General features: G+C 66.3%; 31 protein-coding genes and 2 tRNA genes. 13 read left to right on the top strand and 20 right to left on the bottom strand.

What is annotated here, in order from left to right:
* Positions 1–3 precede the first annotated feature (3 nt).
* Together LPA46_RS12505 and mvk are read right to left on the bottom strand one after the other, a co-directional pair.
* Entirely contained in the window at positions 4–741 is a 738-nt protein-coding gene (locus LPA46_RS12505) for an isopentenyl phosphate kinase (RefSeq protein ID WP_230892768.1), read from the bottom strand.
* Positions 738–1,724, bottom strand: coding sequence for a mevalonate kinase (gene mvk, locus LPA46_RS12500; RefSeq protein WP_230892767.1), 987 nt, complete (start codon positions 1,722–1,724; stop codon positions 738–740). The genes LPA46_RS12505 and mvk overlap by 4 nt, the downstream gene beginning before the upstream one ends.
* Before the next feature lie 84 nt (positions 1,725–1,808).
* Here mvk and LPA46_RS12495 point away from each other — a divergent pair, with 84 nt between their 5' ends.
* Complete coding sequence (locus tag LPA46_RS12495) at positions 1,809–2,621, top strand: VOC family protein (protein WP_230892766.1); 813 nt, start codon at positions 1,809–1,811, stop codon at positions 2,619–2,621.
* 49 nt (positions 2,622–2,670) lie between these two features.
* On the opposite strand, the gene rpsB is transcribed toward LPA46_RS12495, so the two are convergent.
* The 14 genes from rpsB to moaA all read right to left on the bottom strand — a co-directional run bounded on the left by rpsB (position 2,671) and on the right by moaA (position 9,844).
* Complete coding sequence (gene rpsB / locus LPA46_RS12490; protein ID WP_230889022.1) at positions 2,671–3,414, bottom strand: 30S ribosomal protein S2; 744 nt, start codon at positions 3,412–3,414, stop codon at positions 2,671–2,673.
* Positions 3,411–4,607 carry a phosphopyruvate hydratase gene (eno, locus tag LPA46_RS12485; RefSeq protein ID WP_230892765.1) on the bottom strand — a complete coding sequence of 399 codons (1,197 nt, stop codon included), beginning with the start codon at positions 4,605–4,607 and terminating at the stop codon, positions 3,411–3,413. The genes rpsB and eno overlap by 4 nt, the downstream gene beginning before the upstream one ends.
* 1 nt (position 4,608) lies before the next feature.
* A complete protein-coding gene (locus LPA46_RS12480) occupies positions 4,609–4,788 on the bottom strand; it encodes a DNA-directed RNA polymerase subunit K (protein WP_058983662.1) in 180 nt (59 codons plus the stop codon).
* Positions 4,788–4,988, bottom strand: a complete 201-nt coding sequence (locus tag LPA46_RS12475; protein WP_058983661.1) for a DNA-directed RNA polymerase subunit N — start codon at positions 4,986–4,988, stop codon at positions 4,788–4,790. The genes LPA46_RS12480 and LPA46_RS12475 overlap by 1 nt, the downstream gene beginning before the upstream one ends.
* A 12-nt stretch (positions 4,989–5,000) precedes the next feature.
* Positions 5,001–5,399, bottom strand: a complete 399-nt coding sequence (locus LPA46_RS12470; protein WP_230889020.1) for a 30S ribosomal protein S9 — start codon at positions 5,397–5,399, stop codon at positions 5,001–5,003.
* Complete coding sequence (locus LPA46_RS12465; protein WP_230889019.1) at positions 5,393–5,830, bottom strand: 50S ribosomal protein L13; 438 nt, start codon at positions 5,828–5,830, stop codon at positions 5,393–5,395. Before LPA46_RS12465 ends, LPA46_RS12470 begins: the two co-directional genes overlap by 7 nt.
* A complete protein-coding gene (locus LPA46_RS12460) occupies positions 5,827–6,180 on the bottom strand; it encodes a 50S ribosomal protein L18e (RefSeq protein ID WP_230892764.1) in 354 nt (117 codons plus the stop codon). Before LPA46_RS12460 ends, LPA46_RS12465 begins: the two co-directional genes overlap by 4 nt.
* 33 nt (positions 6,181–6,213) lie before the next feature.
* A tRNA-Leu gene (locus tag LPA46_RS12455) sits at positions 6,214–6,298 on the bottom strand.
* Positions 6,299–6,428: 130 nt separating this feature from the next.
* On the bottom strand, positions 6,429–7,172 hold the full coding sequence (locus LPA46_RS12450; RefSeq protein WP_230889018.1) for a DNA-directed RNA polymerase subunit D: 744 nt from the start codon (positions 7,170–7,172) through the stop codon (positions 6,429–6,431).
* A gap of 3 nt (positions 7,173–7,175) precedes the next feature.
* Complete coding sequence (locus LPA46_RS12445; protein ID WP_058983656.1) at positions 7,176–7,559, bottom strand: 30S ribosomal protein S11; 384 nt, start codon at positions 7,557–7,559, stop codon at positions 7,176–7,178.
* Positions 7,560–7,565: 6 nt separating this feature from the next.
* Positions 7,566–8,078 (bottom strand): 30S ribosomal protein S4, encoded by a 513-nt coding sequence (locus LPA46_RS12440; RefSeq protein WP_230892763.1) that lies wholly within the window; start codon positions 8,076–8,078, stop codon positions 7,566–7,568.
* Positions 8,078–8,587, bottom strand: a complete 510-nt coding sequence (locus LPA46_RS12435; RefSeq protein ID WP_230889016.1) for a 30S ribosomal protein S13 — start codon at positions 8,585–8,587, stop codon at positions 8,078–8,080. Before LPA46_RS12435 ends, LPA46_RS12440 begins: the two co-directional genes overlap by 1 nt.
* Positions 8,588–8,609: 22 nt before the next feature.
* Positions 8,610–8,692 (bottom strand) — tRNA-Ser (locus LPA46_RS12430).
* 162 nt (positions 8,693–8,854) lie between these two features.
* Positions 8,855–9,844 carry a GTP 3',8-cyclase MoaA gene (gene moaA, locus LPA46_RS12425; RefSeq protein WP_230892762.1) on the bottom strand — a complete coding sequence of 330 codons (990 nt, stop codon included), beginning with the start codon at positions 9,842–9,844 and terminating at the stop codon, positions 8,855–8,857.
* 152 nt (positions 9,845–9,996) lie between these two features.
* On the opposite strand from moaA, the gene LPA46_RS12420 reads away from it, so the two are divergent.
* The 9 genes from LPA46_RS12420 (at position 9,997) to LPA46_RS12380 (ending at position 18,040) form a co-directional block, all read left to right on the top strand.
* A complete protein-coding gene (locus LPA46_RS12420; RefSeq protein WP_230892761.1) occupies positions 9,997–11,040 on the top strand; it encodes an Mrp/NBP35 family ATP-binding protein in 1,044 nt (347 codons plus the stop codon).
* A 12-nt stretch (positions 11,041–11,052) separates the two neighbouring features.
* Positions 11,053–11,268 carry a hypothetical protein gene (locus LPA46_RS12415; protein WP_230892760.1) on the top strand — a complete coding sequence of 72 codons (216 nt, stop codon included), beginning with the start codon at positions 11,053–11,055 and terminating at the stop codon, positions 11,266–11,268.
* 424 nt (positions 11,269–11,692) lie between these two features.
* Positions 11,693–13,579 carry a 2-oxoacid:acceptor oxidoreductase subunit alpha gene (locus LPA46_RS12410; RefSeq protein ID WP_230889012.1) on the top strand — a complete coding sequence of 629 codons (1,887 nt, stop codon included), beginning with the start codon at positions 11,693–11,695 and terminating at the stop codon, positions 13,577–13,579.
* A gap of 3 nt (positions 13,580–13,582) precedes the next feature.
* Complete coding sequence (locus LPA46_RS12405; RefSeq protein WP_230892759.1) at positions 13,583–14,521, top strand: thiamine pyrophosphate-dependent enzyme; 939 nt, start codon at positions 13,583–13,585, stop codon at positions 14,519–14,521.
* 147 nt (positions 14,522–14,668) lie between these two features.
* Positions 14,669–15,097 (top strand): HTH-type transcriptional regulator LrpA1, encoded by a 429-nt coding sequence (gene lrpA1 / locus LPA46_RS12400; protein WP_230892758.1) that lies wholly within the window; start codon positions 14,669–14,671, stop codon positions 15,095–15,097.
* A gap of 51 nt (positions 15,098–15,148) precedes the next feature.
* Positions 15,149–15,625, top strand: a complete 477-nt coding sequence (locus tag LPA46_RS12395; RefSeq protein ID WP_230892757.1) for an SRPBCC family protein — start codon at positions 15,149–15,151, stop codon at positions 15,623–15,625.
* Between the two features lie 31 nt (positions 15,626–15,656).
* Positions 15,657–16,214 (top strand): NAD(P)/FAD-dependent oxidoreductase, encoded by a 558-nt coding sequence (locus tag LPA46_RS12390; RefSeq protein ID WP_230892756.1) that lies wholly within the window; start codon positions 15,657–15,659, stop codon positions 16,212–16,214.
* Between the two features lie 140 nt (positions 16,215–16,354).
* Positions 16,355–17,212, top strand: coding sequence for a DMT family transporter (locus tag LPA46_RS12385; protein WP_230892908.1), 858 nt, complete (start codon positions 16,355–16,357; stop codon positions 17,210–17,212).
* Between the two features lie 84 nt (positions 17,213–17,296).
* Positions 17,297–18,040 carry a DICT sensory domain-containing protein gene (locus LPA46_RS12380; protein WP_230892755.1) on the top strand — a complete coding sequence of 248 codons (744 nt, stop codon included), beginning with the start codon at positions 17,297–17,299 and terminating at the stop codon, positions 18,038–18,040.
* Here the strand turns inward: LPA46_RS12380 and LPA46_RS12375 are convergent, their stop codons facing one another.
* The 3 genes from LPA46_RS12375 to LPA46_RS12365 form a co-directional block, all read right to left on the bottom strand.
* Positions 18,041–18,433, bottom strand: a complete 393-nt coding sequence (locus tag LPA46_RS12375; RefSeq protein WP_230892754.1) for an acyl-CoA thioesterase — start codon at positions 18,431–18,433, stop codon at positions 18,041–18,043.
* A gap of 51 nt (positions 18,434–18,484) precedes the next feature.
* Positions 18,485–20,284, bottom strand: a complete 1,800-nt coding sequence (locus tag LPA46_RS12370; protein WP_230892753.1) for a DEAD/DEAH box helicase — start codon at positions 20,282–20,284, stop codon at positions 18,485–18,487.
* Between the two features lie 191 nt (positions 20,285–20,475).
* On the bottom strand, positions 20,476–22,413 hold the full coding sequence (locus tag LPA46_RS12365; RefSeq protein WP_230892752.1) for an aldehyde ferredoxin oxidoreductase family protein: 1,938 nt from the start codon (positions 22,411–22,413) through the stop codon (positions 20,476–20,478).
* 191 nt (positions 22,414–22,604) lie between these two features.
* On the opposite strand from LPA46_RS12365, the gene LPA46_RS12360 reads away from it, so the two are divergent.
* Genes LPA46_RS12360 through LPA46_RS12350 form a run of 3 tightly spaced genes read left to right on the top strand, consistent with a single transcriptional unit; the run spans position 22,605 to position 23,550 of the window.
* Positions 22,605–22,991 (top strand): hypothetical protein, encoded by a 387-nt coding sequence (locus tag LPA46_RS12360; RefSeq protein WP_230892751.1) that lies wholly within the window; start codon positions 22,605–22,607, stop codon positions 22,989–22,991.
* The gene (locus LPA46_RS12355; protein WP_230892750.1) at positions 22,988–23,287 is read left to right on the top strand and encodes a ubiquitin-like small modifier protein 1; all 300 of its coding nucleotides are present in this window, start codon (positions 22,988–22,990) and stop codon (positions 23,285–23,287) included. The genes LPA46_RS12360 and LPA46_RS12355 overlap by 4 nt, the downstream gene beginning before the upstream one ends.
* Positions 23,284–23,550, top strand: coding sequence for a hypothetical protein (locus LPA46_RS12350; RefSeq protein WP_230892749.1), 267 nt, complete (start codon positions 23,284–23,286; stop codon positions 23,548–23,550). The genes LPA46_RS12355 and LPA46_RS12350 overlap by 4 nt, the downstream gene beginning before the upstream one ends.
* Here the strand turns inward: LPA46_RS12350 and LPA46_RS12345 are convergent.
* On the bottom strand, positions 23,547–23,897 hold the full coding sequence (locus tag LPA46_RS12345) for a hypothetical protein (RefSeq protein ID WP_230892748.1): 351 nt from the start codon (positions 23,895–23,897) through the stop codon (positions 23,547–23,549). The two genes, LPA46_RS12350 and LPA46_RS12345, sit on opposite strands and share 4 nt — an antisense overlap.
* Positions 23,898–23,993: the final 96 nt, after the last annotated feature.

Raw genomic sequence — 23,993 nt, 5'->3', positions numbered from 1 at the left:
TTCTCAGCCCTCGATTCGCGTTCCGGCGTCCTCGCCCGCGAGGAATGCCGGGAGGGCGTCGGGACCGAACACGAACGCGGGCGCACCGAGTGCCAGCAGCGCGCGGACTTTTGCGGCCATCCCGCCAGTAACGTCGGTTGCGTCGCTTCCACCCAGCGCTGCCGCGACGTCCTCGTAGTCCGTAATCTCGGGCACGACGTCACCGGCTTCGTCGAGGACCCCAGGCACCGTCGAGCAGAGGCCGACGCGGTCGGCGTCCAGTTCGCTGGCGACGTGCGTGACGAGTTCGTCGCCGCTGACGATTGTCGCGCCTTCCCCAACCTGCGTGAGCACGTCGCCGTGCAGCACCGGCACGAAATTCTCGTCGAGCATCGCCGCGACCTGGTCGGTCGGGAATTGGAGGGCGCCGTCGGCGGTTCGGTAGCCGACCGAGAACGGATGGACCGGGACCGCGGGAACGCCCGCGTCCGCGAGCGCGCTCACGACCGCCGTGTTCAGTTCCTCCATCGCGCTCGCGACGTCGCGTGCCGCGGCTGCGTCCTTCGACCCCTCGCTGCTGGAGATGCCGTGTTCGGCCGCGTGCGGGTGGCCGAAGCTCCCACCGCCGTGTACCACGACGAGGTCGTCGACAGCTGCGTCGCCGAGCGCACCTGCGAGGTCCGCCAGGCGGTCGTCGGCGACGGTCTCGGGCTGGTCTTTCTCGGTGACGACGCTGCCACCGAGTTTCACGACGACCGTCATTCGACGCGCACGCCCTCCGTCGCGAGTTTGGCCTGGAACGACTGCTCGCACTCGGGAGCCAACGATAGTGCGGTCTCCACGCCGTCTTCCCGGTCGAGTGCGACGATGCAGCCGCCACCACCCGCACCCGTGAGCTTCGCACCGAGCGCGCCACCGTCCCGGGCCGCCCACACGAGGTTGTCGAGCGAACGCGCGGAGACGCCCAGCGCCGAGAGCAGGCCGTGATTGAAGTCCATCAGCCGACCGAGCGTGTCGAGGTCGCCGTCCGCGAGCGCCTGCTCGCCTTCCCGCACGAGGTCGCCGATGGCTCCGACGGTGTCGGCCGCGAAGTCGTACTCGTCGCGGAGGTCGCGCACGCCAGCTACGAGTTCGCCGGTGTCGTGGCTCGCGCCGTCGTAGCCGACGACGAACGGCAGGTCGGGTGCGTCGATGGCCCGGCAGTCGTCGCCCTCCACGCGGACCGCGCCGCCCATCGCCGAACAGAACGTGTCCGCGCGCGAGGCCTGCCCGTCCTGCACCTCGTGCTCGACGCGGTACGCGCGCTCGGCGACCGACTCCGGCGCGAGTTCGACGCCGAGCTCGCGCGTCGCGGCGTCGATGCCCGCGACGACAACCGCCGCGCTCGAACCCAGTCCCGCGCCGAGCGGAATCTCGCTCTCGATTTCCACGTCGAAGCCCGCGACTGGTTGGCCAGCGGCGTCCCGCGCTTGCTCTAGAGACTCCTCGACGTACCCCATCGCCGCCTCGATGAGCGGCGTCGGCACGTCCACGTCGGGCTGTTCGTCGCTCCCGGAGCCGTACTCGACCGTGAAGCCGTCCAGCGAGAGGTCGTCGGCGGACACCCGCACGCGGTCGTCGTCGCGGGCCGTCACGGTCACACGCGCCCGTCGCTCGATGGCGCAGGGCACCGCGGGCTCGCCGTAGACGACGGCGTGCTCGCCGAAGAGGTAGACCTTCCCCGGCGCGCTCGAAGTCGTGGTCATACCTCTCGGTCGGAACCACGTCGTTACAGAACTTCCGGAACGCCCCGCCGCAGGCTTTTGCGTGCGGGCCCCGAACGAGCGGCTATGCGCCCCGTCATCGACCACGTGCCGTTCGCCGCCAGCGACCTCGACGCCCTCGTCGAGCGATTCGAAGCCGCCGGCTTCGACCCCACGTACGGCGGCGCCCACCCCGACGCAGGCACGGAGATGGCGGCGCTCGTACTACCGGACGGCTCCTACCTCGAACTCGTCGCGCCTACGCGCGAGCACCCCGACCGCTGGCCCGCGTACTTCGACGCGGCCGACCCCGTCGCCGGCCCCTGCGACTGGTGCGTGGAGACCGGCAGTGTCCACGCCGAGTGCCAGCGCGTCATCGACCACGACGTCACCGTCCACGGCCCGATTCACGGCCGCCGCGAACGCCCGGACGGCACGCTCGTCGAGTGGGACCAGGCATTTCTCGGTGGTGACGACAGCCTCCTCCCGTTCGTCGTCAGCGACCGCACGCCCCGCGAGTACCGCGTCCCCGACAGCGACCTCTACGGGTCGCCCGTCTCGGGGATTTCGTGGGTCGTCCTCGCGACCGACGACATCGCCAGCGCAATCGAGCGCTTCCAGCGACTCTACCGGCTCCCCGAACCGGACCACGACTACGACGACACGTACGGCGACCTCGCACGCTTCCCCGGACAAGATATCGTACTCTGCGAGCCCGCCAGCGGGCGGGTCCGGGAGCGACTCGACCGGCTCGGTCCCGGTCCCGTCTCCGTGCTCTTGAGCGCGGATATCGACGACGCGCGCCACCGCCACCCTCTCGACGGTGGTCGCGAGTGGTTCGGGCGGCGCGTGCGCTTCGTCGACGGGCTCGACGGATACCTCGGCGTCGTCTCGATATAGCCGTCGCTGGCCGGTCTATTAACTGAAAAGTGCGAAGGCGGAAGCCGGGTTACAGGCCGTCCTCGAAGTCTTCGAGGGAGTACGTCGGCTCGGCACCGCGGCGGTCGAGCGTCTCGTTGGCGAGCAGCCAGTAGACGACCGACAGCGCGCGCCGCCCCTTGTTGTTCGTCGGGACGACGAGGTCGACGTTGCTCGTCTGGTTGTTGGAGTCGCACATCGCAATCACGGGGATGCCGACCGTGATGGCTTCCTTGACGGCCTGCGCGTCACCGATGGGGTCAGTGACGACGAGGACGTCCGGCTCGATGTAGCCGTCGTACTGCGGGTTCGTCAGCGTACCCGGGATGAACCGTCCCGTCCGGGCGCGTGCGCCGACCGCTTCCGCGAACTTCTCCGCAGGGAAGCGGCCGTACTGGCGCGACGACGTGACCAGAATCTGCTCTGGGTCGTAGTTCGCCAGGAAGTCGGCGGCCGTCCGGATGCGCTCGTCCGTCTTCGAGACGTCGAGCACGTACAGGCCGTCCGTGCGGACGCGGTGAATGAACCGGTCCATGTCGTTGGTCTTCTGCTGGGTACCGATGTGGACACCGGCGCCGAGGTAGTCCTCGACGGGGATGAGCAGGTCGGCCTCTTCGTCGGACATGACGTCCTCGGTGGCCGCCGCTCCCGGCTCCTCTTCGGTGGGCTGTTCGTCTGTCTGGGCGTCGCTCTCGGCGGCCTCGGCAGCAGGCTCGGCTGCCTGCTCCGCGGCGTCCTCGAGGTCGGCCTCTGTGTCGGATTCGTTCTCGCTCATGCTTCGTCCGCGATGCGGATGAGTTCGTTCAGCTTGGCAGTTCGCTCGCCGCCGACCGTCCCCGTCTTGATGAACGGAGCGTCGGTCGCCACGGCGAGGTGTGCGATGGTCGTGTCCTCGGTCTCACCGCTGCGGTGGGAGACCACGGCCTCGTAGCCGTTCCGGGACGCCAGCTCGATGGCGTCGAACGCGTCGGAGAGCGTCCCGATCTGATTGGGCTTCACGAGGATGCTGTTGGCCGCGCCGACCTCGATGCCGTCGCGGAGTCGCTCGACGTTCGTCACGAACAGGTCGTCCCCGCAGACGAGCGTGTCGTCGCCGACGCGCTCGGTTAGCGCTGAGAACGCCGCGAAGTCGTTCTCATCGAGGGGATCCTCGACGTACGCGAGGTCGTACTCCTCGACGAGGTCGACGACGTACTCGATTTGCTCCTCCGTGGAACGAACCTCGTCGCCGTAGACGTACTCCTCGTCCTCGTAGCGCTCGGCGGCCGCCATGTCGAGACCGAACTGGACGTCGAAGCCGAACTCTTCGGCGACGTCGCTGGTGGCCTCGTCGACGACCTCGAAGGCGGTGGCGTCGTCGATGGACGGCGCCCACGCACCCTCGTCGCCTTTCGCGGCAGCCTCGCCACGCTCTTCGAGGAGTTCGCCCACGCGCTCGTGGACGGCGGCGTTCGCGAACACGGCCTGCCGGACGCTCGGCGCGCCGACGGGGGCCGCGAGGAACTCCTGAATCGCAGTCGCGTCGGCGGCGTGTTCGCCGCCACCGACGACGTTCCCGAGCGGCACGGGGAAGTTCCGACCGCGGAAGGCGCCGCCGAGATGCTGGTACAGCTGCACACCGAGCACGTCCGCGGCGGCCTTCGCGGCCGCCATACTGACGGCGACCGCGCTGTTCGCCCCGACGTCGGAGAAGTCCTCCGTGCCGTCGGCGGCGTGCAGTGCGGCGTCGACGCCGCGCTGGTCGCCGGCGAACTCTCGGCCCTCGAGGCGCGGTGCGACGTGTTCGCGCGCTGCCGCAATCGCCTCCTCGACGGGGAGTTCGACGGCTTCGTGCTCGCCCGTGCTCGCGCCGGATGGCGCTGCCGCACGGCCGAACCCGCCGTCCGCGGTCACGACCTCGGCTTCCACGGTCTTGTTGCCGCGGGAGTCCAGGATCGGCCGGAATCGGACGGACTCGATGCGCGTCATCTCAGTTGTCCCTCCGGACAGTGAACGGGAGCGCGTCCGCGTCGTACTCCTCGGCCGCGATGAGGATGGGCTCGGTCTGGTCGGTGTCGACCAGCACGGGCGCCCCGTACGACACCTGCAGCGCTCGCGCACCGATGATGCGGGCCTTCTCGTACCGATTGAAGTGTTGTGTGTCGCTCATTACTGGTAGGGCGAGACGACGTCCACGAGGTCCTGGTGGGAGACCATCATGCGTCGACAGCAGTGCCGGTCCACGCCGAGGTCGTCCAGCACGTCCGCTGGGTCCTCGTCGCCGTCGTGGGTCTCGGCGCGTGCCTTGAACTCTTCCCAGTACTCACCGACGACGTTACCGCACGTGAAACACCGGACTGGTACCATCATGATTTGGTCACCTCAGCGGTAGGACTTCTGGTAGCGGGCACGAGCGCCCGGGCCGCCCCACTTCTTGGACTCGGACTGCCGGACGTCGTTGACCAGCAGACTGCGGTCGAACTCACGGTACGCGTCCCGGAGCTCTGCGTCGCTGTAATGCTCGACCAGCCCGCGTGCGATGGCGGTGCGGACGGCGTCAGCCTGGCCCGCGAAGCCGCCACCCGAGACGTCGATGTCGACGTCGACGTCGTCTCGGAGGTCTTTGCCCGCGATGCGGAACGGCTCCAGCATCTTCAGGCGCGACATCTCCGGGTCGACGAGTTCGACGGGCGTGGAGTTGATTCGGACACGACCCTCGCCGTCGCTCACGGTCGCGCGAGCGACGGCCGTCTTCTTCTTACCGGACGTGTTGGTTACCATGTGACGTTAGCACCTAGTTCCTTGGAGACCTCGCCGACGGTGACGAAGCGAATCGTCGAGAGTCGGTCTAGCGACGTTCCCTCGATGACTTCGCTGTCCTCGTCGAACGGGTTACCGACGTACACGCGGACGTTTTCGAACGCCTCACGGCCGTCCTGCTGCTTGTACGGCAGCATGCCACGGATGGCGCGCTTGAAGACGCCGTCCGGGCGTTTCGGGTAGTACGGACCGCTGTCGGAGCCCAGCTCCGCGCGTTTGTTGTACGTCTCGAAGATGTCCTCCTTGGTGCCGGTGATGACTGCCTGCTCGGCGTTGACGACGGCGATCGTCTCGCCGTCGAGGGCGCGTTCGGCGACGTTGCTCGCCACGCGACCCATGATGCAGTCTCGCGCGTCGACGACCACGTCGGCGTCGAATTCTGCGAGACTCATCGAATCACCCGCACGTCGGATCCTTCGGGGTTCTGTTCGACTGCCTGTTCCAGATGGACGGCCTCGCCGTCGGCGTGCTCGATTTTCGTCTTCGCGCTGCCGGAGAAATCCACGGCAGCGACGGTGACGGACTTTCGAAGCGCGCCGGACCCCAGCACCTTGCCGGGGACGACGACGGTCTCGTCCTCGTTCGCGTAACGTTCGATACGACTCAGGTTCACCTCGGCGTGCGTGCGGCGCGGCTTCTCCAGCCGGCCAGCGACGTCGTGCCAGACGTCCGTGCTCGAATCTCGAGCGACGGACTTCAGTTCGGCGATGAGACTGCTGAGTCTCGGACTTGTCTTACTCATGCTCGTACTCCTGGAAAGTTGTGAGAAGTCGAGTGCAGGGAGCAGGATTTGAACCTGCGAACCCCTACAGGACAGCGCCCTGAACGCTGCGCCTTTGACCTAACTTGGCTATCCCTGCACGGCCGCGATGGCGCTTCGCTTCTCCGTAGCTCCCGACCCTTCTTACCGATTTCGATTGCCGGGCCCGAGGCTCCCGGGGCAGGAGTGGACGTCGGCGCGGTAGTGTGGGTCGGAGCAATCATGTTATGTTATAGTTGGACTGCCTGTTCGAGTTCGTCCGCGCGGTCGACCAGGGAGTCGACTGCTCGGAGAACTAGCTCTGTCACGGGCATCGAGCCGTCGGATTCGACGTGGAAGACGAACGCGCCGGGGACGTCCTCGACTTCGAGCTCCTTACCGGGGTACCGGTTCGTGAGGTCGTTGTCGAAGTCGTCCGTCGGCACGAGCTCGCCGTCCTCCTCGATGACGCCCCGGAGCATCCGGGGTTCCTCGTCAGCGTATTCGTCGGCGTCGCCGACGACGTTCACGCGCTGAAGGTGTCGATAACCGACTGCGACGCCGCCTTGGTGTTTGGCGTGGTCGCGGCCGTAGCCGAGTTCCGCGTCGGCTTCGAGTTCGAGGCGCTGGTCGTCTTTGAGCTCGATGATGGGGATGTTCTCGTCGGCGGCCTCCACTTCGGGGTCCTGACAGACCAGGTCCCCGGAGTACGCCGTCCCCGGGCCCTCGACGTCGAGCGCGAGCGTGACGGTGTCACCCTCGGCGAAGTCCTCGGGCGTCGTCAACGGGACGAGGCCGAGACGCAGCGCGAGCTGTTCGTCGAACATCACGCTGGAGTTCTCGACGAACCGGACGGTGTCGATGGACAGCGTCGGAACGTCGGCGATAATCGCTCGCCGAATGCCGTTCGCGAACGCCGGCGTGATGTTGCGAACGACGAACCGGGCTTCCCGGTCGTCGCGGTCGATGAATTCGACGTCGAAGTCCGTGCTCATTGCTTAGTACCCGCTGTTCTTCGGCGGACGCGTCCCGTCGTGGGGGACGGGCGTCACGTCCTCGATGCGGCCGATTTCGAGACCGGCGCGAGCGAGCGCTCGGATGGCAGCCTGCGCGCCCGGACCCGGGCTGCGCTGGAGGTTGCCACCGGGGCCGCGCACGCGAACGTGCACCTTGTCGATGCCCTGGTCTAAGACGTCTTCGGCGAGCTGTTCGGCCATCTGCATCGCGGCGTACGGCGACGCCTCGTCACGGTTCTGCTTCACCACGGTACCGCCACTCGACTTTGCGAGCGTCTCGGCGCCCGTCTCGTCGGTGACCGTCATGATGGTGTTGTTGAACGAGGCGTGAATGTGCGCGATGCCCCATTTGGTGTCGTCAGCCATATTGTGTTACTCCTGTGCACCGGCGCGAGCCGGGTGCAGTTCGTCTGTGAGGTCGCTTCGTTCGTCGAACGCGATGACGTCCTCCTCGGAGACGTCGACCTTGTAGGAGGGCTCCGTGACGCGACTCCCGTCGACCGTGATGTGGCCGTGGGAGATGAACTGTCGGGCCTGACCGACAGTGTTCGCGAGGCCCTCGCGGTAGACGACCGTCTGCAGGCGGCGCTCGAGGACGTCCGTCACGTCGAGCGACAGGACGTCGTCGAGGCCCTCCTGGTTGGAGAGCACGCCGATGCGCTGCAGGCGCGAGACGAACTCCTCGCCGCTGGTGGCCTCCGTACGGCCGAGCAGGCGGCGCGCCTCGCGGCGGAAGTTGCGCAGTTCGGACTGCGCACGCCAGAGTTCCTCTTTGTTCTTCAGGCCGTACCGGGAGACGAGGTCGCTCTCCTCGGAGATGCGTTCGCCCTGATACGGGTGATTCGGCGTCTCGTAGAACTTGGTGTTCTCACCTGGGAGCGCCATTATTCTTCCTCACCCGCTGCTTCTTCTGCTGCCTGTTCTTCCTTGATAGCCTCGACGTTGACGCCGATGGTACCTTCCGTACGACCGGTGGACTTGGTGCGCTGACCGCGGACCTTCTGTCCGCGCTCGTGTCGGATGCCCTTGTAGGACCGAATCATCTGCATCCGATTGATGTCCTGGTCGCGCGTCAGGTTGACGTCGTTGCCGGTGACGTGCTGGGTCTCGCCGGAGTAAAAGTCGTTCCGACGGTTCGCGAGCCACTCCGGAGCGTGGTCTGCGAACTCGTTGACGGCCGCCTTGATGTCGTCGATGACATCGTCTTCGAGGCGACCAATCGTCGCGGTGCGGTCGACGTCCGCATTCTCCGCGACGACTCGCGAGACTCGTCGGCCGACGCCGTCGAGTTCCGCGAGCGCACGCTCGACGGACTTGGTACCGTCGAGGTCTGTCTGCCCGATGCGGACGAAGTACTGAATGTCCTCGTCCGCGTCTTGTTCTTCCGAACTCATGTTTTGATGTGTTGTGGAAAGGCGTCGTGGCGGGGATTTGAACCCCGGAGGCTTGCGCCACAGAGTTAGCAACCCTGCGCCTTGACCAGGCTAGGCTACCACGACACGCTTTCGGGTGTATCTTCGCCCTCTCGGACTCGGGACCCGACGCCCCTACAGTGACTGCGTTCTTGAGAAACCGCGGCCCGTACTTAAACATCACGAAAGGGCGTGGGTCGCGGACGACACGAAGTCCCACGCCGCGCGCCGAAAATCGACAGTCTGCGGTCAGTCCGCCGACTCGGTGCCGCCGTCGGCGTACACCTCGACGTAGTCGTCGTTGACCTCCCAGCCGCCGTCGCCGTTCTCGACCATGTACTCGCCGTAGTACGGCACCCGGTTCTCGACGGTCTCACGGAACGCCTCCCGAATCTCGGCCTTCGACATCTCGCCCATCGACCGCAGGTCGTCGTTCCGGTTCAGGCACCCCTTCAGGTAGCCTTCGTGTGTCACGCGCACGCGGTGGCAGTTCGCACAGAACTCCTCGTTGCCGACGGGGTCGACGATTTCGACCATCCCACCGTTCACGTAGTATCGCCGTCGGTCGTGCATCTCGCGGTGTTCGACGCGGTCTGCGCGCTCTTCGAGCCAGTCGTGGACATCGTCGATGTCGACGGCCCACTCCGGGTGGCCCGCGATTTCGGGCATGTACTCGATGAGCTGGAGCTGGAGCGCGTCGTTCTCCGCGACGTGGTCGACCATCTCCGGCACGTAGCCTGCCGTCTTCCGGAACACGACCATATTCAGTTTCACAGGGTCGAGGCCCGCGTCCACGGCAGCCCGCACGCCCTCCAGTACTTTCTCGTAGGCCCCGCTCTTCGTGAGCGCCTGGAAGTCCTCGGCGTCGAGGGCGTCCTGCGAGACGTTCACGCGTTCGAGGCCCGCGTCCACGAGGTCCTCCGCGCGCCCGGGCAGGAACGTGCCGTTGGTCGTCATCGACACTTCCATCGAGTCCGGCGTACGCTCGATAATTTCCTCCAGGTCGTCGCGCAGCATCGGCTCACCGCCCGTGAGCTTCACCTTCTCGACGCCGAACTCCTCGACGACTTCGAGGAAGCGGACGACGTCGTCGGCGCTCATCTCGTGGTCCCGTGCGTCCATCGGGCCGCGCGTGTCCCCCAGTCCCTCGTTGTGACAGTAGACACAGTCGAAGTTACAGCGGTCCGTCAGAGAGACCCGGACGCCGGAGACCTCGCGCCCGAACGAGTCCGAGAGCATGCCAGAATGTGGCACGTACAGACGCTTAAACTCGTGGGTGCAAGCGGCGATTTCGTAACCACGAGTGGTTACGCTCGGGGCGTGGTGTGTGGTCGCGGCCGCACGTTCGTTCGACACAACCCTTATCGGCGCACCGTCTCCTACTCGCGGGCATGAACGAAGACGACGTGCTGGACCTCCTCCGTGACGTCGAGGACCCCTCCCTCGACGACGACATCGTCTCCCTCGGTCTCGTCAACGACCTTGACGTCGACGGCGACAAAGTCACCCTCTCGCTCGCGCTCGGTGCGCCCTACTCGCCGACCGAGACGGACATCGCCGGCCGCGTCCGCGAAGTGCTTTCCGACGTTGGCCTCGAACCCGACCTCACCGCCGCCATCCCCGACCGCAACAGCGGCGACGTCCTCCCCGGCGTCAAGAACGTCATCGCGGTCGCCTCCGGGAAAGGCGGTGTCGGCAAGTCCACGGTCGCCGTCAACCTCGCTGCCGGTCTCTCCGACCGCGGCGCCCGCGTCGGCCTCTTCGACGCCGACATCTACGGCCCCAACGTCCCCCGAATGGTCGACGCCGACGACCACCCGCGCGCCACGGAGAGCGACACCATCGTCCCGCCCGAGCGCCACGGTATGAAACTCATGAGCATGGCGTTCATGGTCGGCGACGACGACCCCGTCATCTGGCGCGGTCCCATGGTCCACAAGGTCCTCACGCAACTCGTCGAGGACGTCGAATGGGGCAACCTCGACTACCTCGTCGTCGACCTCCCGCCGGGCACCGGCGACACCCAACTCACGATGCTCCAAACGGTCCCACTCACCGGTGCCGTCGTCGTCACCACACCGCAGGATGTCGCCGTTGACGACGCCCGCAAGGGACTGCGCATGTTCGGACGCCACGACACCACCGTCCTCGGCATCGCCGAGAACATGAGCGGGTTCGTCTGTCCCGACTGTGGCGGTACCCACGACATCTTCGGCAGCGGTGGCGGCCACGACTTCGCCGACGAGAACGAACTCCCGTTCCTCGGCTCCATCCCTCTCGACCCCAGCGTCCGCCAGGGCGGCGACACGGGGGAGCCGGTCGTCCTCGACGAAGACAACCAGACCGGCGAAGCGTTCCGCGACTTCGTCGCCGAAACCGCCGACATGGTTGGGCTCGTCCACCGCCGCAACGCCAGCCGACCCGCCCAGCACTGACAACTCAGGACGATGTCTGACTACGACGACGCCCAGAAACGCGACGTACTCCGCGACGTCGCGGATGACCTCCGCGAGGAAGACTCCGAAGAGGCCGAACGCATCGCCGCTATCGTCCATCGCGTCAGCGACATCTACGACGAAGACGAGGACGTCGACGCCCAACACGTCTACCTCAACATGCGGAACATTCTGCAGATCTCCGAACAGGGCGGAATCGAGCGCTAACTCGACCGTAGCCAGCGGACCTCCCGATTAGTGTTAGTACGATGAGTACTGCGCCCGCGCGTCGTTCCAGCGGCGGGAGCGCCTTGTCGGCGACGTACCCTTCTCCGTACTGGTGTGCCGTCTCGTTGTTGTAGTCGCTCTCTACGATCGCACCAGAGGCTGGCACGAATTAGCCATTCTACGCGTTCCTGCTTCTTTCACAATCTACAAAATTAATTCTACTAACTATTATATATGATCGTACGGTTGAATTTTAAGTAATATAGTTATGGGGCTCGCCGACGTTCCGGCAGGTTCGCCGGGGATTTCGGGTCCTGTACAGTATTCCTTAATCATCTTCTATTGTTAATGGATAGCAAACGATTTAGTGTGGGTCCGACCAACACCCTACTAACGGTCCGAGCACGGGCCAGAGGGTTACACTATGACTGATGACGAACTCATCTGGCGAGTGGCAGGGGGTTCCGGCGACGGAATCGACTCCACGAGTCAGAACTTTGCGAAGGCGTTGATGCGTTCAGGCCTCGACGTCTTCACGCACCGACACTACCCGTCCCGCATCCGCGGCGGCCACACGTATGTGGAAATTCGTGCGCGGGACGAGAACGTAACGTCGCGCGGCGACGGTTACAACTTCCTGCTCGCGCTCGGGGACTCGTTCGCACGCAACCCCAGCGAGCACGCCGTCTACGGCGACGAGGAAGTGAAGCCGCTCTCCGAGAACCTCGACGACCTCCGCGAAGGTGGGGTCATCGTTTACGACGAGGGCCTCCTCGACGTAGAGGACGTCCCGAATTTCGAGGAGCGCGCCGAGGAGAACAACTGGCACGTCTATCCGCTCGACCTCCGGTCGCTCGCCAAAGAGCACGGCCGCGAGGTCATGCGCAACACCGCTGGCGTGGGTGCGACGGCCGCACTCGTCGACATGGACCTCGACCACATCGAGGACCTGATGTCGGACGCGATGGGCGGCGAGATTCTCGAACAGAATCTCGAAGTCCTCCACGACGCCTACGAGCAGGTCAATGAGATGGAGCAGTCCCACGACCTGACGGTGCCCACCGGCGAACACGACGAGGAGCAGGTCCTCGTCTCCGGCAGCCACGGCATCGCGTACGCGGCCATCGACGCCGGCTGTCGGTTCATCGCCGGGTACCCGATGACGCCGTGGACGGACGTGTTCACCATCATGACGAACCTCCTGCCGGACATGGGCGGCATCTCCGAGCAGGTCGAGGACGAAATCGCGGCAGCGGCGATGGCGGTCGGCGCGAGCCACTCCGGCGTGAAGTCGATGTCTGGGTCCTCCGGCGGCGGCTTCGCGCTGATGAGCGAGCCGCTCGGTCTCGCGGAGATGACCGAGACGCCGCTGGTCCTGCTCGAAGCGATGCGCGCGGGTCCCTCCACGGGGATGCCGACGAAGCCCGAGCAGGCTGACCTCGAACACATCCTGTACACGAGTCAGGGTGACAGCCACCGCGTCGCCTTCGGGCCCAGCGACCCCAAGGAGTGCTACGAGCAGACGCGGACGGCGTTCGAAATCGCCTACGAGTACCAGATTCCGGCCATCGTGGTCTACGACCAGAAGCTCTCCGGCGAGTACCGGAACGTGGATGCGTCGTTCTTCGACCGCGACCCGAAGCCGGACCTCGGGAGCACGCTCACCGAGGACGAAATCGCGGAGGCACCCCATGACGACACCGGGAAGTTCGAGCGGTTCCGGACGGACGGCGTCGAGGACGGCGTCAGCCCGCGCTCCATCCCGGGACAGTCTGGCGGCCGCTACCTCGCGTCCGGCAACGAGCACTGGCCGACCGGCCACATCGCCGAAGACCCCGACAACCGCGTCGCGCAGGTCGAACGCCGGCTCCAGAAGCTCGACGCCATCGGCGACGACCTCGACGAGCGCGACCAGCAGGTCGTCTACGGCGACGAGGACGCGGACTTCGGGCTCATCGTATGGGGCAGCCAGCAGGGCACCGTCGAGGAAGCCGTCGCACGCATGAACGACGACGGGAACAGCGTGAAGGCGCTGGGCGTCAGCGACCTCTCGCCGTTCCCGGTCGACGAGGTGCGGGAGTTCATCGAGAGCGTCGACGAAGCCATCGTCGTGGAGATGTCCTCGACGAAGCAGTTCCGCGGGCTCATCCAGAAGGAGCTCGGGAACGTCGACGGCAAGCTCTCCAGCCTCCTGAAGTACAACGGCAACCCGTTCGAGCCCGCCGAAATCGTCGAAGCGGTCGAGCTCGAACAGGACGGCGGCGGGGAACCGACCGCTCAGACTACCCTCGAACCTGCGGCAGGTGACTAATCCATGAGCAAAGCGTTCAGCGCAATCGAAGAGGAACGGGAGGTCGAACGGGACGAGTTCACGCCCGGCATCGAGCCGCAGCCGACGTGGTGTCCTGGCTGCGGTGACTTCGGCGTCTTGAAGGCGCTGAAGGGTGCGATGGCGGAACTCGGCAAGGACCCCGAGGAGGTCCTGCTGTGCACCGGTATCGGCTGCTCGGGGAAGCTCAACAGCTACTTCGAGAGTTACGGCTTCCACACGATTCACGGTCGGTCGCTCCCCGTGGCCCGCGCCGCGAAGCTCGCCAACGACGGCGTCGAAGTCGTCGCGGCGGGCGGCGACGGTGACGGCTACGGCATCGGCGGGAACCACTTCATGCACACCGCCCGGGAGAACCACGACATGACCTACATCGTGTTCAACAACGAGGTCTTCGGCCTCACGAAGGGCCAGACGTCGCCGACGTCGCCGAAGGGCCACAAGTCGAAGACCCAGCCTCACGGGAGCGCGAAGGACCCGATTCGACCGCTCTCGATGAGCCTGTCGGCGGGCGCCTCGTACGTCGCCCGTACGGCGGCCGTCAACCCGAACCAGGCCCAGGAAATCATCGTGGAAGCCATCGAGCACGACGGCTTCTCCCACGTCGACTTCCTGACCCAGTGCCCGACGTGGAACAAGGACGCCAAGCAGTACGTCCCCTACGTCGACGTGCAGGACAGCGACGACTACGACTTCGACATCACCGACCGCCGTGAGGCGGCCGACCTGATGCACGAGACCGAGGACGCCCTCTACGAGGGCACTGTCCTCACCGGGCGTTACTACAAGGACGAGAACCGCAACTCCTACCAGCAGGAGAAGCAGCAGCGCGGCGACATGCCCGAGGAACCGCTCGCGGAGCGGTACTTCGACGAGGACTACGACTGGGAGCGCTCGTACGACTTCATCGAGCGCCACAAGTAGCGTTCCACTACGGCCCGGCTCCAATTTCTTTCGCGCGAATCGCTCGAGTAGCCGACGGCTTCGGCGCGCGACCACGATGCTTCTCGCCCGCGCGAGGTGACTTTCTCATTCGGAAGATATTTTTTCACAGGCACCAAAACGAGGGGTGTGAGCACCGAATCGACGGAAGACCGAATCCTCGCCGCGCTCGAGGAGGATGCGCAGGCGTCGTACGCCGACATCGCCGCCCGCGCGGACGTCTCGAAGCCGACGGTCCGGAAGTACATCGACAAACTCGAAGACGAAGGCGTCATCGTCGGCTACTCCGCGGACGTCGACCCGAAGAAACTCTCCGGGCAGTCCATCGCGCTCGTGGGCATCGATGTGGCCTCCGAGCGGTACGTGGAGGCGACGCGCGACCTGAAGGACTTGGAGGCGGTCCACGCGCTGTACACGTCCAGCGGCGACCACATGCTGATGGCCGAAGTCCGGGCCGCTGATGGGGACGCCCTCGGCGAAGTCATTAGCGACGAGATTCACGGCATCGACGGCGTTACTGCCGCCCATCCCTCGTTCCTGCAGGAGCGACTCAAGTAGCCGAACGACCCCTGCCGCCGGAGTTTTGCACGCGCCCCGCGAACGACGTGTATGGCGACTTTCGAGCGGGAGTTGCGGGTTCGCGCGCCGCTTGCCGACGTGTGGGCGTTCCACTCCACTATCGATGGCCTGCGGTCGTTGACGCCGGACTGGCTCAACCTGCGCGTCGAGGAAATCGAGCGCCCGGACGACGAACCCGAGGCGCACGTCCTCACGGCGGGCACGCGGATTCACGCGTCCGTGCAGCCGTTCGGCGTCGGACCGCGGCAGACGTGGGTCTCGCACATCACCACCCGAGAGGAGGGCGAAGACACCGCGTACTTCGTGGACGTGATGGAGAAGGGGCCGTTCCCCGAGTGGGAGCACACGCACCTGTTCTACGCCGACGGTGACGAGACGCTGATTCGGGACCACGTCGAGTACCGTGCGCCAATCGGCGGTATCGGCGACGAGTTCGCGCGCCTCGGGCTCGCGCCGATGTTCTGGTACCGTCACCGCCGGACGCGGGACATTCTGGACGGGCCGTAGGTTTAACCGGTGAGCGGGAGAACACACGACTATGACACACGTCATCGTCGTCGGCGGCGGTCCCGCCGGCCTGAGCGCGGCGCTGTTCACGGCGAAAAACGACCTCGAGACGACCGTCTTCGACACCGACGAGACGTGGATGCACAAGGCCCACCTCTTCAACTACCTCGGCATCGACTCCGAGGACGGCACGGCGTTCGTGGAGAGCGCCCGCGAGCAGGTCGACAAATTCGGCGTCGACCGCCACCAGGGCGAGGAAGTCACGGGCGTCGAGCAGTCCGGTGACGGGTTCGCGGTGACGACCGAAGACGGCGAGTACGAAGCGGACTACGTCGTGCTCGCGACGGGTGCGAGCCGCGACCTCGCCGAAGACCTCGGTGCCGCGTTCACCGACGAGGACGTCGTCGACGTGGACGTCGACATGGAGACGAGCGTCGAGGACGCCTACGCGACTGGCGCCATGGTACGCGTCGAGGAGTGGCAGGCAGTCATCTCAGCCGGCGACGGCGCTGCGGCCGCGCTCAACATCCTCTCGAAGGAGAAGGGCGAACACTACCACGACTTCGACACGCCCGCGGACGCCGAGTGACCTGTCGGCCACTCGTGCCCGCGCTCACTATCGTTCGCACAGACGAGGAATAGCTCTCTCCCGACTCCCGCGAACGCAATCTCTTTTGCTGCGGCCGGTAACGTCCAGCCGTGAGTGCCGACGACCCCGTCGTGCCGCCGATGGCCGCCGTCGCTGTCGCCGTCGTCGCGGTGAGCACGAGCGCCATCCTCGTGGAGCTCAGCGACGCGCCGCGCGTGTTGAAGGCGGGCTACCGGGTGTTGTTCACGACCGCGTTCGTCGCGCCGTTCGCGTTCCGCGAGCGCCGCGAATTCGCCGACGTCTCGGGTGCGGACTGGCTGGTCGTGAGCGTCGCGGGCGTCCTGTTGGCGGTTCACTTCGCGTCGTGGTTCGCGTCCATCGAATTCACGAGCATCGCTGCGTCGACGACGCTCGTGCAGACGCAGCCGGCGTTCGTCGCGGTGGGTGCGTGGCTGCTGTTGGACGAGCGCGTCGGCGCGCGCATCGTCGGCGGCATCCTCGTCGCTATTGCGGGTTCGGTGCTGTTGTCGGCGGGCGACTTCCTCACGGGAAGCGCAGTCGGGTCGGCGCCGAACCTCGGGAACGCGCTCGCGGTCGTCGGAGCCGTGGCTGGCGCGGGGTACGTGCTCGCAGGCCGGTCCGTCCGTCAGCGACTCTCGTTAGCGCCGTACGTGTTCGCCGTCTACGGCGTCTGCACGGTCGTGTTGTTCGCGGTGGCGGTCGCGCTCGGGCTGCCGCTCGTCGACTATCCGCCCCGCGAGTGGGCGCTGTTCGTCGCGATGGCCGTCGGCCCCGGGCTGTTCGGCCACACGCTCGTCAACTGGGCGCTGAAGTACGTCGAGTCCAGCGTCGTGAGCGTCTCGCTGCTCGGCGAGCCGGTCGGGAGCACGCTGCTCGCACTCGCTGTCTTCGGGCAGGTACCCGGCGTATTCACCGTCGCGGGCGGCGCCGTGGTCCTCGTCGGCATCGCAGTCACAACGACGGGGCGCGCGACGTGACCGCAGGTATGCAGCCGACTCGGCGGGTGTCACCCGGCCACGCGGATTTATGAGTCGGGCACCACACGGACCAGATACGTAGCGATGGCTGACGACGCTGCTCCCCCACTGCCGGACATCGTCGACCGCGTCGACGAGCGCGCGCTCACGCTGACGCTGTACAACGTCGACGTACCGCGGTCCGTACTGCAGGACATCCAGTCGTACTTCGCGGTGCAGTCGGTGGACTTGCGGCGCGCCGCCACCGACGACGGCATCCCACGTAATTTTGTCGTTCTCCACGACGACAGCGAGTATCTCGCGGCGTCGTCGCTGCAGTCGCTGTACCGGGTGGTTCGGCCGGACTCCCCGCTCATCGACGTCTCCGCACCCGATGAAATCGAGTACCCGGAACTGTTCCGCCACATCGACCAGTCGGTGTTCACTGACTACGGCCGCGACCGAATGGTCGTCGCCTCCCGTGAAATCGAGTCGAGTGCCCACCAGCTCGGGGGAACGCTGCACGCGGGCTTCCAGCGGCTGTCGAACCTGCGGCCGCAGTACCGGCTCTACGAACGGCTCGCGGCCGCGGGCGTCGACACCCACATCTACGGGCGGTCGAACTGGACGGTGCCGACCGACGCCCACACGATTCACGCCTACGAGGACGACGAAATCACGGACACGTGGTTCGTGGTGCTGGACGCCAAAAGCGACCACGACAAGCGCGCGTTGCTCGCCGAAGAGCGCGACGACGACCAGTTCTACGGCTTCTGGACGTTCGACGCAGACATCGTCGACACGATTCTCGCTCGACTCGACGCGTTCCCGGCGACAGGGCCCACGTAGCTAGTCTTCCTGGAACGCCGCCCGCCACGCCTTCGGGACCGGATGACTCTTTCCAGTATCCGAGTCGATTGTGACCTGTACGGACTCGGCTTCGACGGCGACGCTGTCCTCGTGGCGAATCTCGTAGGCCATCGTGAAACTCGACCCGCCGACGTCCGTGACGGCAATCGCGACCTCGACGGATTCGGCGTGCCGGACAGGTTCGACGAAGTCCACGTCGAGGTGCGCGACGACCATCGAGAGGTTCTCCATCGACAGTCCCGCGTGCTCCGTGAGGTACGCGACGCGGGCTTCCTCCAGGTACGTGACGTAGACGGCGTTGTTGACGTGCCCGAGCGTGTCGTGGTCCTGGTAGCGCACGTCGACCGTGGTCGTGAACGGAAACTCGGTCATCGTCGGCAGTGTGCCGGCCGGCGGCTTAATGACCGGGGTTCGGCGCCCGGGTCAGGCCTGCTCGCTGCCGGACTCCGTGACGCGCACGCCCTTCGCGGCGAGGTGGCGCATCCGGCTGCGGGCGTCGTCCTCCTCCTCGGTCCCCCGCGTCGCGAGCACGAACAAAAGCGACTGGCCACCCGGCCGCATCGTCCGCCCGGCGCGCTGGGCACCCTGTCGGCGACTCCCGCCCAGCCCCGAGGCGACGATGGCGAGTTCGGCGTCCGGCAGGTCGATGCCCTCGTCGCCGATGCGCGAGACGACGAGCGTGTTCAACGCACCCGTGCGGAATCGGTCGAACAGCGCCTCCCGTTCGGCGTGGCGGGTCTCCCCGCTGACGAACGGCGCGTCGATGGCTTCCGAGAGTCGCTCGCCCTGTTCGAGGTAGTCCACGAACACGAGCGCCTGCTTGTCGGCGTGCTGGCGCAACAGGTGTTGGGCCTCCTCGTCTTTCGCGGGGTTCTCCGCGGCGAGCCGACGGCGCGTGTGCCCGCTCTCCGCGGCGTACTCGTAGCGGGCATCGTCGTCGCGCCACGGCACGTACCGAATCTCGACGGTGGGTTCGGCGACGTAGCCCGCGTCGAACAGCGCGTCCCAGTCGGTGCCGATTGGCGGCCCGACGAGCGTGTAGATGTCCTCCTCCTTGTCGTCCTCGCGGACGGGGGTCGCGGTGAGTCCGAGGCGATGTTTGCTCTGGAGGTCCGCCGACCGGCGCGCGACCTCCGCGGGGATGTGGTGGACTTCGTCGTAAACGACGAGCCCCCACTCCCGGTCGTCGAAGACGTGCCGGTGGCGGTCCATCCCCGCGGTCTGGTACGTGGCGATGGTGACGGGGCGCACGTTCTTCGTGCCGCCGTGGTACTCCCCGATTTGGTCGCATTCGAGGTTGGTGTTCGCGAGCAACTCCTCGCGCCACTGCGCGGCGAGTTCGCGACTCGGCACCAGAATCAGCGTCTCGCCGCCGACGGCTTCGAGGACGCCCATCGCGGCGACGGTCTTCCCCGACCCCGGCGGCCCGACGAGCACGCCCGAACTCGCGTCGACGAAGCGCTCTACCCAGTCCTGCTGGTAGTCCCGGAGTTCGAGGTCGAGGTCGACGTCCAGCGGCTCGCCGGTTTCGAGGTCGCGCTCGTCCTGGACGGGGTAGCCAGCCTCGTAGAGCGTGCGCTTCAGTTCCGCGACCTTGTTCTCGGCGACCCACGCCTCCGTGTCCGAGATGGGCGCGCGAATCACGTCGTCGGCGAGGTGCTGGTCGGCGACGTTCCCGAGCAGGCTCTCGGTCTTCGCTTCGAGGACGACGTAGCCGTCCTCGTGCGTCACGAGCCGGAAGCGCGTCGCGCGCGTCCACTGCTCTTCCACCCAGTCCTTCAATCCGGGGCAGTCCCGCGGGAGCACGCGGTCCATCGCAGCCAGCAGGTCGTCGAGGCTCTCGAACGGCGCCGCCCACACGTCCTCCTCGCGGACGACGTACCGGTAGCTGCCCGTCCGCGTCGTGTCCGCGAGGTGCGCGAACCGCGACAACTGGGCGCGCGTGAACTGCGCGGGCTGGTCGACGACAATCTCCCGGCGGTCCGGGAACGGCACGACCCGCTCGCGGTCCGTCAGTTCCAGCCAGTCCCGCGGATACCACACCACCGGGTCGTTCTCCACGTCCGCGCGCTCCACGTCACCGGATTCAGCGAGTTCGGCGAGGGCGTTGGCAGCCGCCGCCTGCGTGCAGTCGAGTTCCCGGGCGACCTGTGCGGCGGTCGCAACCGGCCGACCCACGGCTTCGAGGGCGTCGTGGAACGCCTCCTTGGAGATGTCAGTCACTGCAGCGTCGTAAGGCGCGCGCGGAAAAACGGGTTTCGGGTCTAGGTGTCGGAATCGCTCCTGAATTTGTCGCTCTCTCGCACACCTGAAAGCCCTCGGCCCTTTCAATCCGCCAGGGACCAGCTGTTGAGCGGCTGTCGCTACGTTGGCAAGTCGGGCAGCAAAAGAACGTGGAACGTCGGATTGGAACGTTAGTCGTCCGCGGACGCTGCGCCGCTAGCGGAGACGCCCGTGCCGGGGCCGAGGTCGATGCTGAGGTCATCGAGTTTCTCGTCTGGAACGACGCCGTCGACCCAGCCGCGGTGCTCGTAGTACTCGTCTTTCATCGCGTCGAGTTCGCAGAGTTCACCCTCGATGCCGCCGCCCGCGGGCACTGCGTCCTCCGCGCCCTCCACGAAGCGGTCCGGGAGCGTGTCGTCGTCGCCGTCGAAGCCGGCGAGGTTGTTGTAGTAGCGTTCGAGGTTGTAGATGCGCTCGCCCGCTTCCAGCAGTTCCTCCTCGCCGACGTCGCGTCCTGTCATGCCGTTGTACTGGTCGATGTACTCCTCGACGCCCTCGGCGAACGCGTTGAATTTGCAGATGTCGAACGAGTCCGAGATGGCGTGGAGGTCCTGGAAGGTCGCCGTGAGTTCGCCTTTCCCCTCCCAGTCCGTGGGGTCGACCTTCTCCGGGATGCCGAGAATCTCGGCGGCGGGCGTGTACCCGCGGAGGTGGCAGCCGCCGCGGTTCGAGGTCGCGTACCCGATGCCCATGCCCTTCAGACCGCGCGGGTCGTACGCCGCGATGGACTGCCCCTTCACGTCGAGGCGGCAGTCGTGGGCGTCCAGCGTCTCCGCCGCGCGCTTCTGCCCCTCGGCGAGCACGTCCGCGAGGTCGGTGTCGCGGGTGGCGATTTTCTCCAGCATCTCGACCATGGCGTCGACGTCGCCCCAGTCGAGGGTCTCGTCGAAGTCGTCGAGGTAGCCTTTCTCGGCGGCTTCCATCGCGAACGCGAGCATGTTCCCGCTGTCGATGGTGTCGATGCCGAAGTCGTTGCAGCGGTCCATCATCAGCGCGACCTTGTCGCGGTCGTCGTTCATGGAGTTCGGGCCGAGCGCCCACGCGGACTCGTACTCGTAGGACTCCATGCGGACGTTGAGGTCCTCGCCCTTGTGGTGGACGTCGACCTCGACTTCCTTCTTGCAGGCGACCGGGCAGGAGTGACACGTCGGGTCGTCGACGAGGATGTTCTCCTCGACGTTCTCCCCGGAGACCTTCTCGGAGTCGATGTTCGGCTCGTCGGGTTCGGCCTCGGTTTCCGTACTCGTGGACGTGTATCGGCCGTTTCGGGTCGGGAGGCCGTCCATCTCCTCGGTGAGATTCATCAGGACGTTCGTCCCGTAGACGGAGAGCCCGCCCTCGTTGGGCGCGGTGACGTCGGACTCCTGAATCGCCTGCATGGCGGCCTTGTGGCCGTCCATGAACGTCTCGCGGTCGGCGGGCTTGGGCATCTGCGTGGACGCCTTCACGACGACCGCTTTGAGGTTCTTCGACCCCATGACGGCGCCCGTGCCGCCGCGGCCGGAGGCGCGGTCGTCTTCGTTGATGATGCAGGCGTACCGGACCGTGTTCTCGCCGCCCGGACCGATAGCCATCGCGGAGAGGTTCTTCCCGTACGTGCCGTCGACTTCGCTCTCCAATTCGTCGATGGTGTCGTGGATGCCGTACCCCCAGAGGTGGCTGGCGTCACGCAGTTCGACTTCGCCGTCCTCGACGACGGCGTAGACGGGGTCTTCGGCTTTCCCCTCGAACAGCAGGCCGTCGAAGCCCGCCCACTTGAGGCGCGCGCCGCTCCACCCGCCGTGGTGGGAGTCCGTGACAGTGTCCGTCAGCGGGGACTTCGTTACCACCGCGATGCGTCCGCTCATTGGTGTCTGCGTCCCCGTTAGCGGCCCGTTCATGAACGCCAGCAAGTTCTCCTCGGAGAGCGGCTCGACGTCGGGGCCGTTCTCGAAGACGTACTTCACGCCGAGGCCGCGCGCGCCGATGTACTTGCGCGCGTCCTCGTCGTCGATGCTCTCGTAGTCGACGTCGCCGGCGCCGAGGTCGACGCGAGCGACGTGGTCCTGGAAGCCACCTAGGTCAGTCATAGTTGGTGCTCTTTCGTTACATACGGACCGTATCCCGATAGTGATTCCACGGTCACGTAACTGATACCAGTTACATTTACGAGGGCGAGCGGACCACTCGGGACACCAATTCGAGCCGCGCGACGCTTCGCCGTCCCGGGGATTCCGGGGTCAGCGGGACCTTTATGCTCGTCGCCGCGTCACGTTCACGCATGGAGCCGGTGTCACTCGGCGTTCCGGAACCGATTCTCGACGCACTCCCCGCCGACAGCGACGATACGCGCAAGGACATGCAGCAAGCCGTCGCCGGCTGGGAGCGCCGCCTCAACGACGCCATTGACGCCGCGGACTCCGACGAGGAGGCCGTGTCGTACGTCGTCGACGCCGTCGAGCGGCTGGAGGAGCGCCTCGAACGCTACGACGAATTCGTGCCGGAACTGCGCGCGTGGGGGCAGTCGCCGATTTACGCCATCTCGTGGCGGAACCTCTACGCGGAACTCGTCGCCCAGATTTACGACCACGACGAACTCGGCGAAGCGCTGGACCGCGAGCGCAACCAGCGCCTCGTCGAGGACGGCATCCGGTTCGGGGGCGCATGAACGTCGAACTCCGCTTCTTCGCGACCTTCCGTGAGTCAGTCGGCACGAAGGTCGTCGAGCGCGAGTACGACGAGGGGACGACCGTCGGCGAGGTGCTCCGCGAACTCGAAACCGAGTACGATGGCTTGGCGGGCCAGCTCGTCGAGAACGGCGGCCTCCGCCCGCACATCAACGTCCTGAAGAGCGGCCGGGAGGTGCTACACCTCGACGGCATGGAGACGGAACTCGAAGACGGCGACCAGTTGAGCATCTTCCCACCGGTCGCCGGTGGAACAGCGACGGGGGACGTGGTGTGAAGCGGGAGAAGGAGTTTCGCGGCATCTCCGTGCGGCTCGCTCGGAACTACCTCGAGAACCTCGGCGGCACCATCGTCGACGACGACACGGTCGAGGGCGACGGCTGGCGCGCCGAGTTGTCCGCGGAGAAAGTCGCCATCGGGCCGTCGCTGGAACTCACCGAAGTTACCGTTGCCTTCGCGGCCGACGAGGAGTTCGGCGAGGAAGCACTCGAGGAACTCGTCGAGGACTTCTCGCGGAAGGCGATGCGCGCGGGCGGCTAAGGTTCGAGGCTGTCGACGACGCGACGCGAGAACTCGACCTCGGTCATGGTGCCGTCGGCGAGTGCGTCGAACCACTCCTGCTCCGCGCGCCACGACCCCAGTGGCTCGTCGTCGAGGTCGGTTACGGTCGCTTCCACGCTACGAACCGACCAGCCGGCGTCGGCGAACAGCTTCCGGAAGACGTTGACTATGTCCCCGACCTGCTGGTGCGGGATTTCGCCGTGCTGGTCGGCCGCCGCGGACTGGTAGGTGAGGTGGTAGGTGTCCCCGGATTCGGCGACTTCGCGGAGGTAGCAGCCGTGGTTCGTGAGCCGGGATTCGAGCGCGAACTCGCGGTCCTCGTCCATCACTGGCCACCTCGACAGCGAACGGGATAGGCGTTTCCCGTCGTCCGAACCGAATACGTTCGGGGTTGTGTTTAGGCGGGTGAAGCGCGAACGACC

The organism is Halobacterium sp. KA-6 (genome assembly GCF_021029015.1).
Lineage (GTDB): Archaea > Halobacteriota > Halobacteria > Halobacteriales > Halobacteriaceae > Halobacterium.
This window is presented reverse-complemented; position numbering and strand designations above follow the sequence as displayed.

Excerpts from the sequence above, each read along its gene's own strand:
- LPA46_RS12505 (WP_230892768.1), bottom strand. The coding sequence starts at position 741 with ATGACGGTCGTCGTGAAACTCGGTGGCAGCGTCGTCACCGAGAAAGAC.
- mvk (WP_230892767.1), bottom strand. The coding sequence starts at position 1,724 with ATGACCACGACTTCGAGCGCGCCGGGGAAGGTCTACCTCTTCGGCGAG.
- LPA46_RS12495 (WP_230892766.1), top strand. The coding sequence starts at position 1,809 with ATGCGCCCCGTCATCGACCACGTGCCGTTCGCCGCCAGCGACCTCGAC.
- rpsB (WP_230889022.1), bottom strand. The coding sequence starts at position 3,414 with ATGAGCGAGAACGAATCCGACACAGAGGCCGACCTCGAGGACGCCGCG.
- eno (WP_230892765.1), bottom strand. The coding sequence starts at position 4,607 with ATGACGCGCATCGAGTCCGTCCGATTCCGGCCGATCCTGGACTCCCGC.
- LPA46_RS12480 (WP_058983662.1), bottom strand. The coding sequence starts at position 4,788 with ATGAGCGACACACAACACTTCAATCGGTACGAGAAGGCCCGCATCATC.
- LPA46_RS12475 (WP_058983661.1), bottom strand. The coding sequence starts at position 4,988 with ATGATGGTACCAGTCCGGTGTTTCACGTGCGGTAACGTCGTCGGTGAG.
- LPA46_RS12470 (WP_230889020.1), bottom strand. The coding sequence starts at position 5,399 with ATGGTAACCAACACGTCCGGTAAGAAGAAGACGGCCGTCGCTCGCGCG.
- LPA46_RS12465 (WP_230889019.1), bottom strand. The coding sequence starts at position 5,830 with ATGAGTCTCGCAGAATTCGACGCCGACGTGGTCGTCGACGCGCGAGAC.
- LPA46_RS12460 (WP_230892764.1), bottom strand. The coding sequence starts at position 6,180 with ATGAGTAAGACAAGTCCGAGACTCAGCAGTCTCATCGCCGAACTGAAG.
- LPA46_RS12450 (WP_230889018.1), bottom strand. The coding sequence starts at position 7,172 with ATGAGCACGGACTTCGACGTCGAATTCATCGACCGCGACGACCGGGAA.
- LPA46_RS12445 (WP_058983656.1), bottom strand. The coding sequence starts at position 7,559 with ATGGCTGACGACACCAAATGGGGCATCGCGCACATTCACGCCTCGTTC.
- LPA46_RS12440 (WP_230892763.1), bottom strand. The coding sequence starts at position 8,078 with ATGGCGCTCCCAGGTGAGAACACCAAGTTCTACGAGACGCCGAATCAC.
- LPA46_RS12435 (WP_230889016.1), bottom strand. The coding sequence starts at position 8,587 with ATGAGTTCGGAAGAACAAGACGCGGACGAGGACATTCAGTACTTCGTC.
- moaA (WP_230892762.1), bottom strand. The coding sequence starts at position 9,844 with ATGCTCTCGGACTCGTTCGGGCGCGAGGTCTCCGGCGTCCGGGTCTCT.
- LPA46_RS12420 (WP_230892761.1), top strand. The coding sequence starts at position 9,997 with ATGAACGAAGACGACGTGCTGGACCTCCTCCGTGACGTCGAGGACCCC.
- LPA46_RS12415 (WP_230892760.1), top strand. The coding sequence starts at position 11,053 with ATGTCTGACTACGACGACGCCCAGAAACGCGACGTACTCCGCGACGTC.
- LPA46_RS12410 (WP_230889012.1), top strand. The coding sequence starts at position 11,693 with ATGACTGATGACGAACTCATCTGGCGAGTGGCAGGGGGTTCCGGCGAC.
- LPA46_RS12405 (WP_230892759.1), top strand. The coding sequence starts at position 13,583 with ATGAGCAAAGCGTTCAGCGCAATCGAAGAGGAACGGGAGGTCGAACGG.
- LPA46_RS12395 (WP_230892757.1), top strand. The coding sequence starts at position 15,149 with ATGGCGACTTTCGAGCGGGAGTTGCGGGTTCGCGCGCCGCTTGCCGAC.
- LPA46_RS12390 (WP_230892756.1), top strand. The coding sequence starts at position 15,657 with ATGACACACGTCATCGTCGTCGGCGGCGGTCCCGCCGGCCTGAGCGCG.
- LPA46_RS12385 (WP_230892908.1), top strand. The coding sequence starts at position 16,355 with ATGGCCGCCGTCGCTGTCGCCGTCGTCGCGGTGAGCACGAGCGCCATC.
- LPA46_RS12380 (WP_230892755.1), top strand. The coding sequence starts at position 17,297 with ATGGCTGACGACGCTGCTCCCCCACTGCCGGACATCGTCGACCGCGTC.
- LPA46_RS12375 (WP_230892754.1), bottom strand. The coding sequence starts at position 18,433 with ATGACCGAGTTTCCGTTCACGACCACGGTCGACGTGCGCTACCAGGAC.
- LPA46_RS12365 (WP_230892752.1), bottom strand. The coding sequence starts at position 22,413 with ATGACTGACCTAGGTGGCTTCCAGGACCACGTCGCTCGCGTCGACCTC.
- LPA46_RS12360 (WP_230892751.1), top strand. The coding sequence starts at position 22,605 with ATGGAGCCGGTGTCACTCGGCGTTCCGGAACCGATTCTCGACGCACTC.
- LPA46_RS12355 (WP_230892750.1), top strand. The coding sequence starts at position 22,988 with ATGAACGTCGAACTCCGCTTCTTCGCGACCTTCCGTGAGTCAGTCGGC.
- LPA46_RS12345 (WP_230892748.1), bottom strand. The coding sequence starts at position 23,897 with ATGGACGAGGACCGCGAGTTCGCGCTCGAATCCCGGCTCACGAACCAC.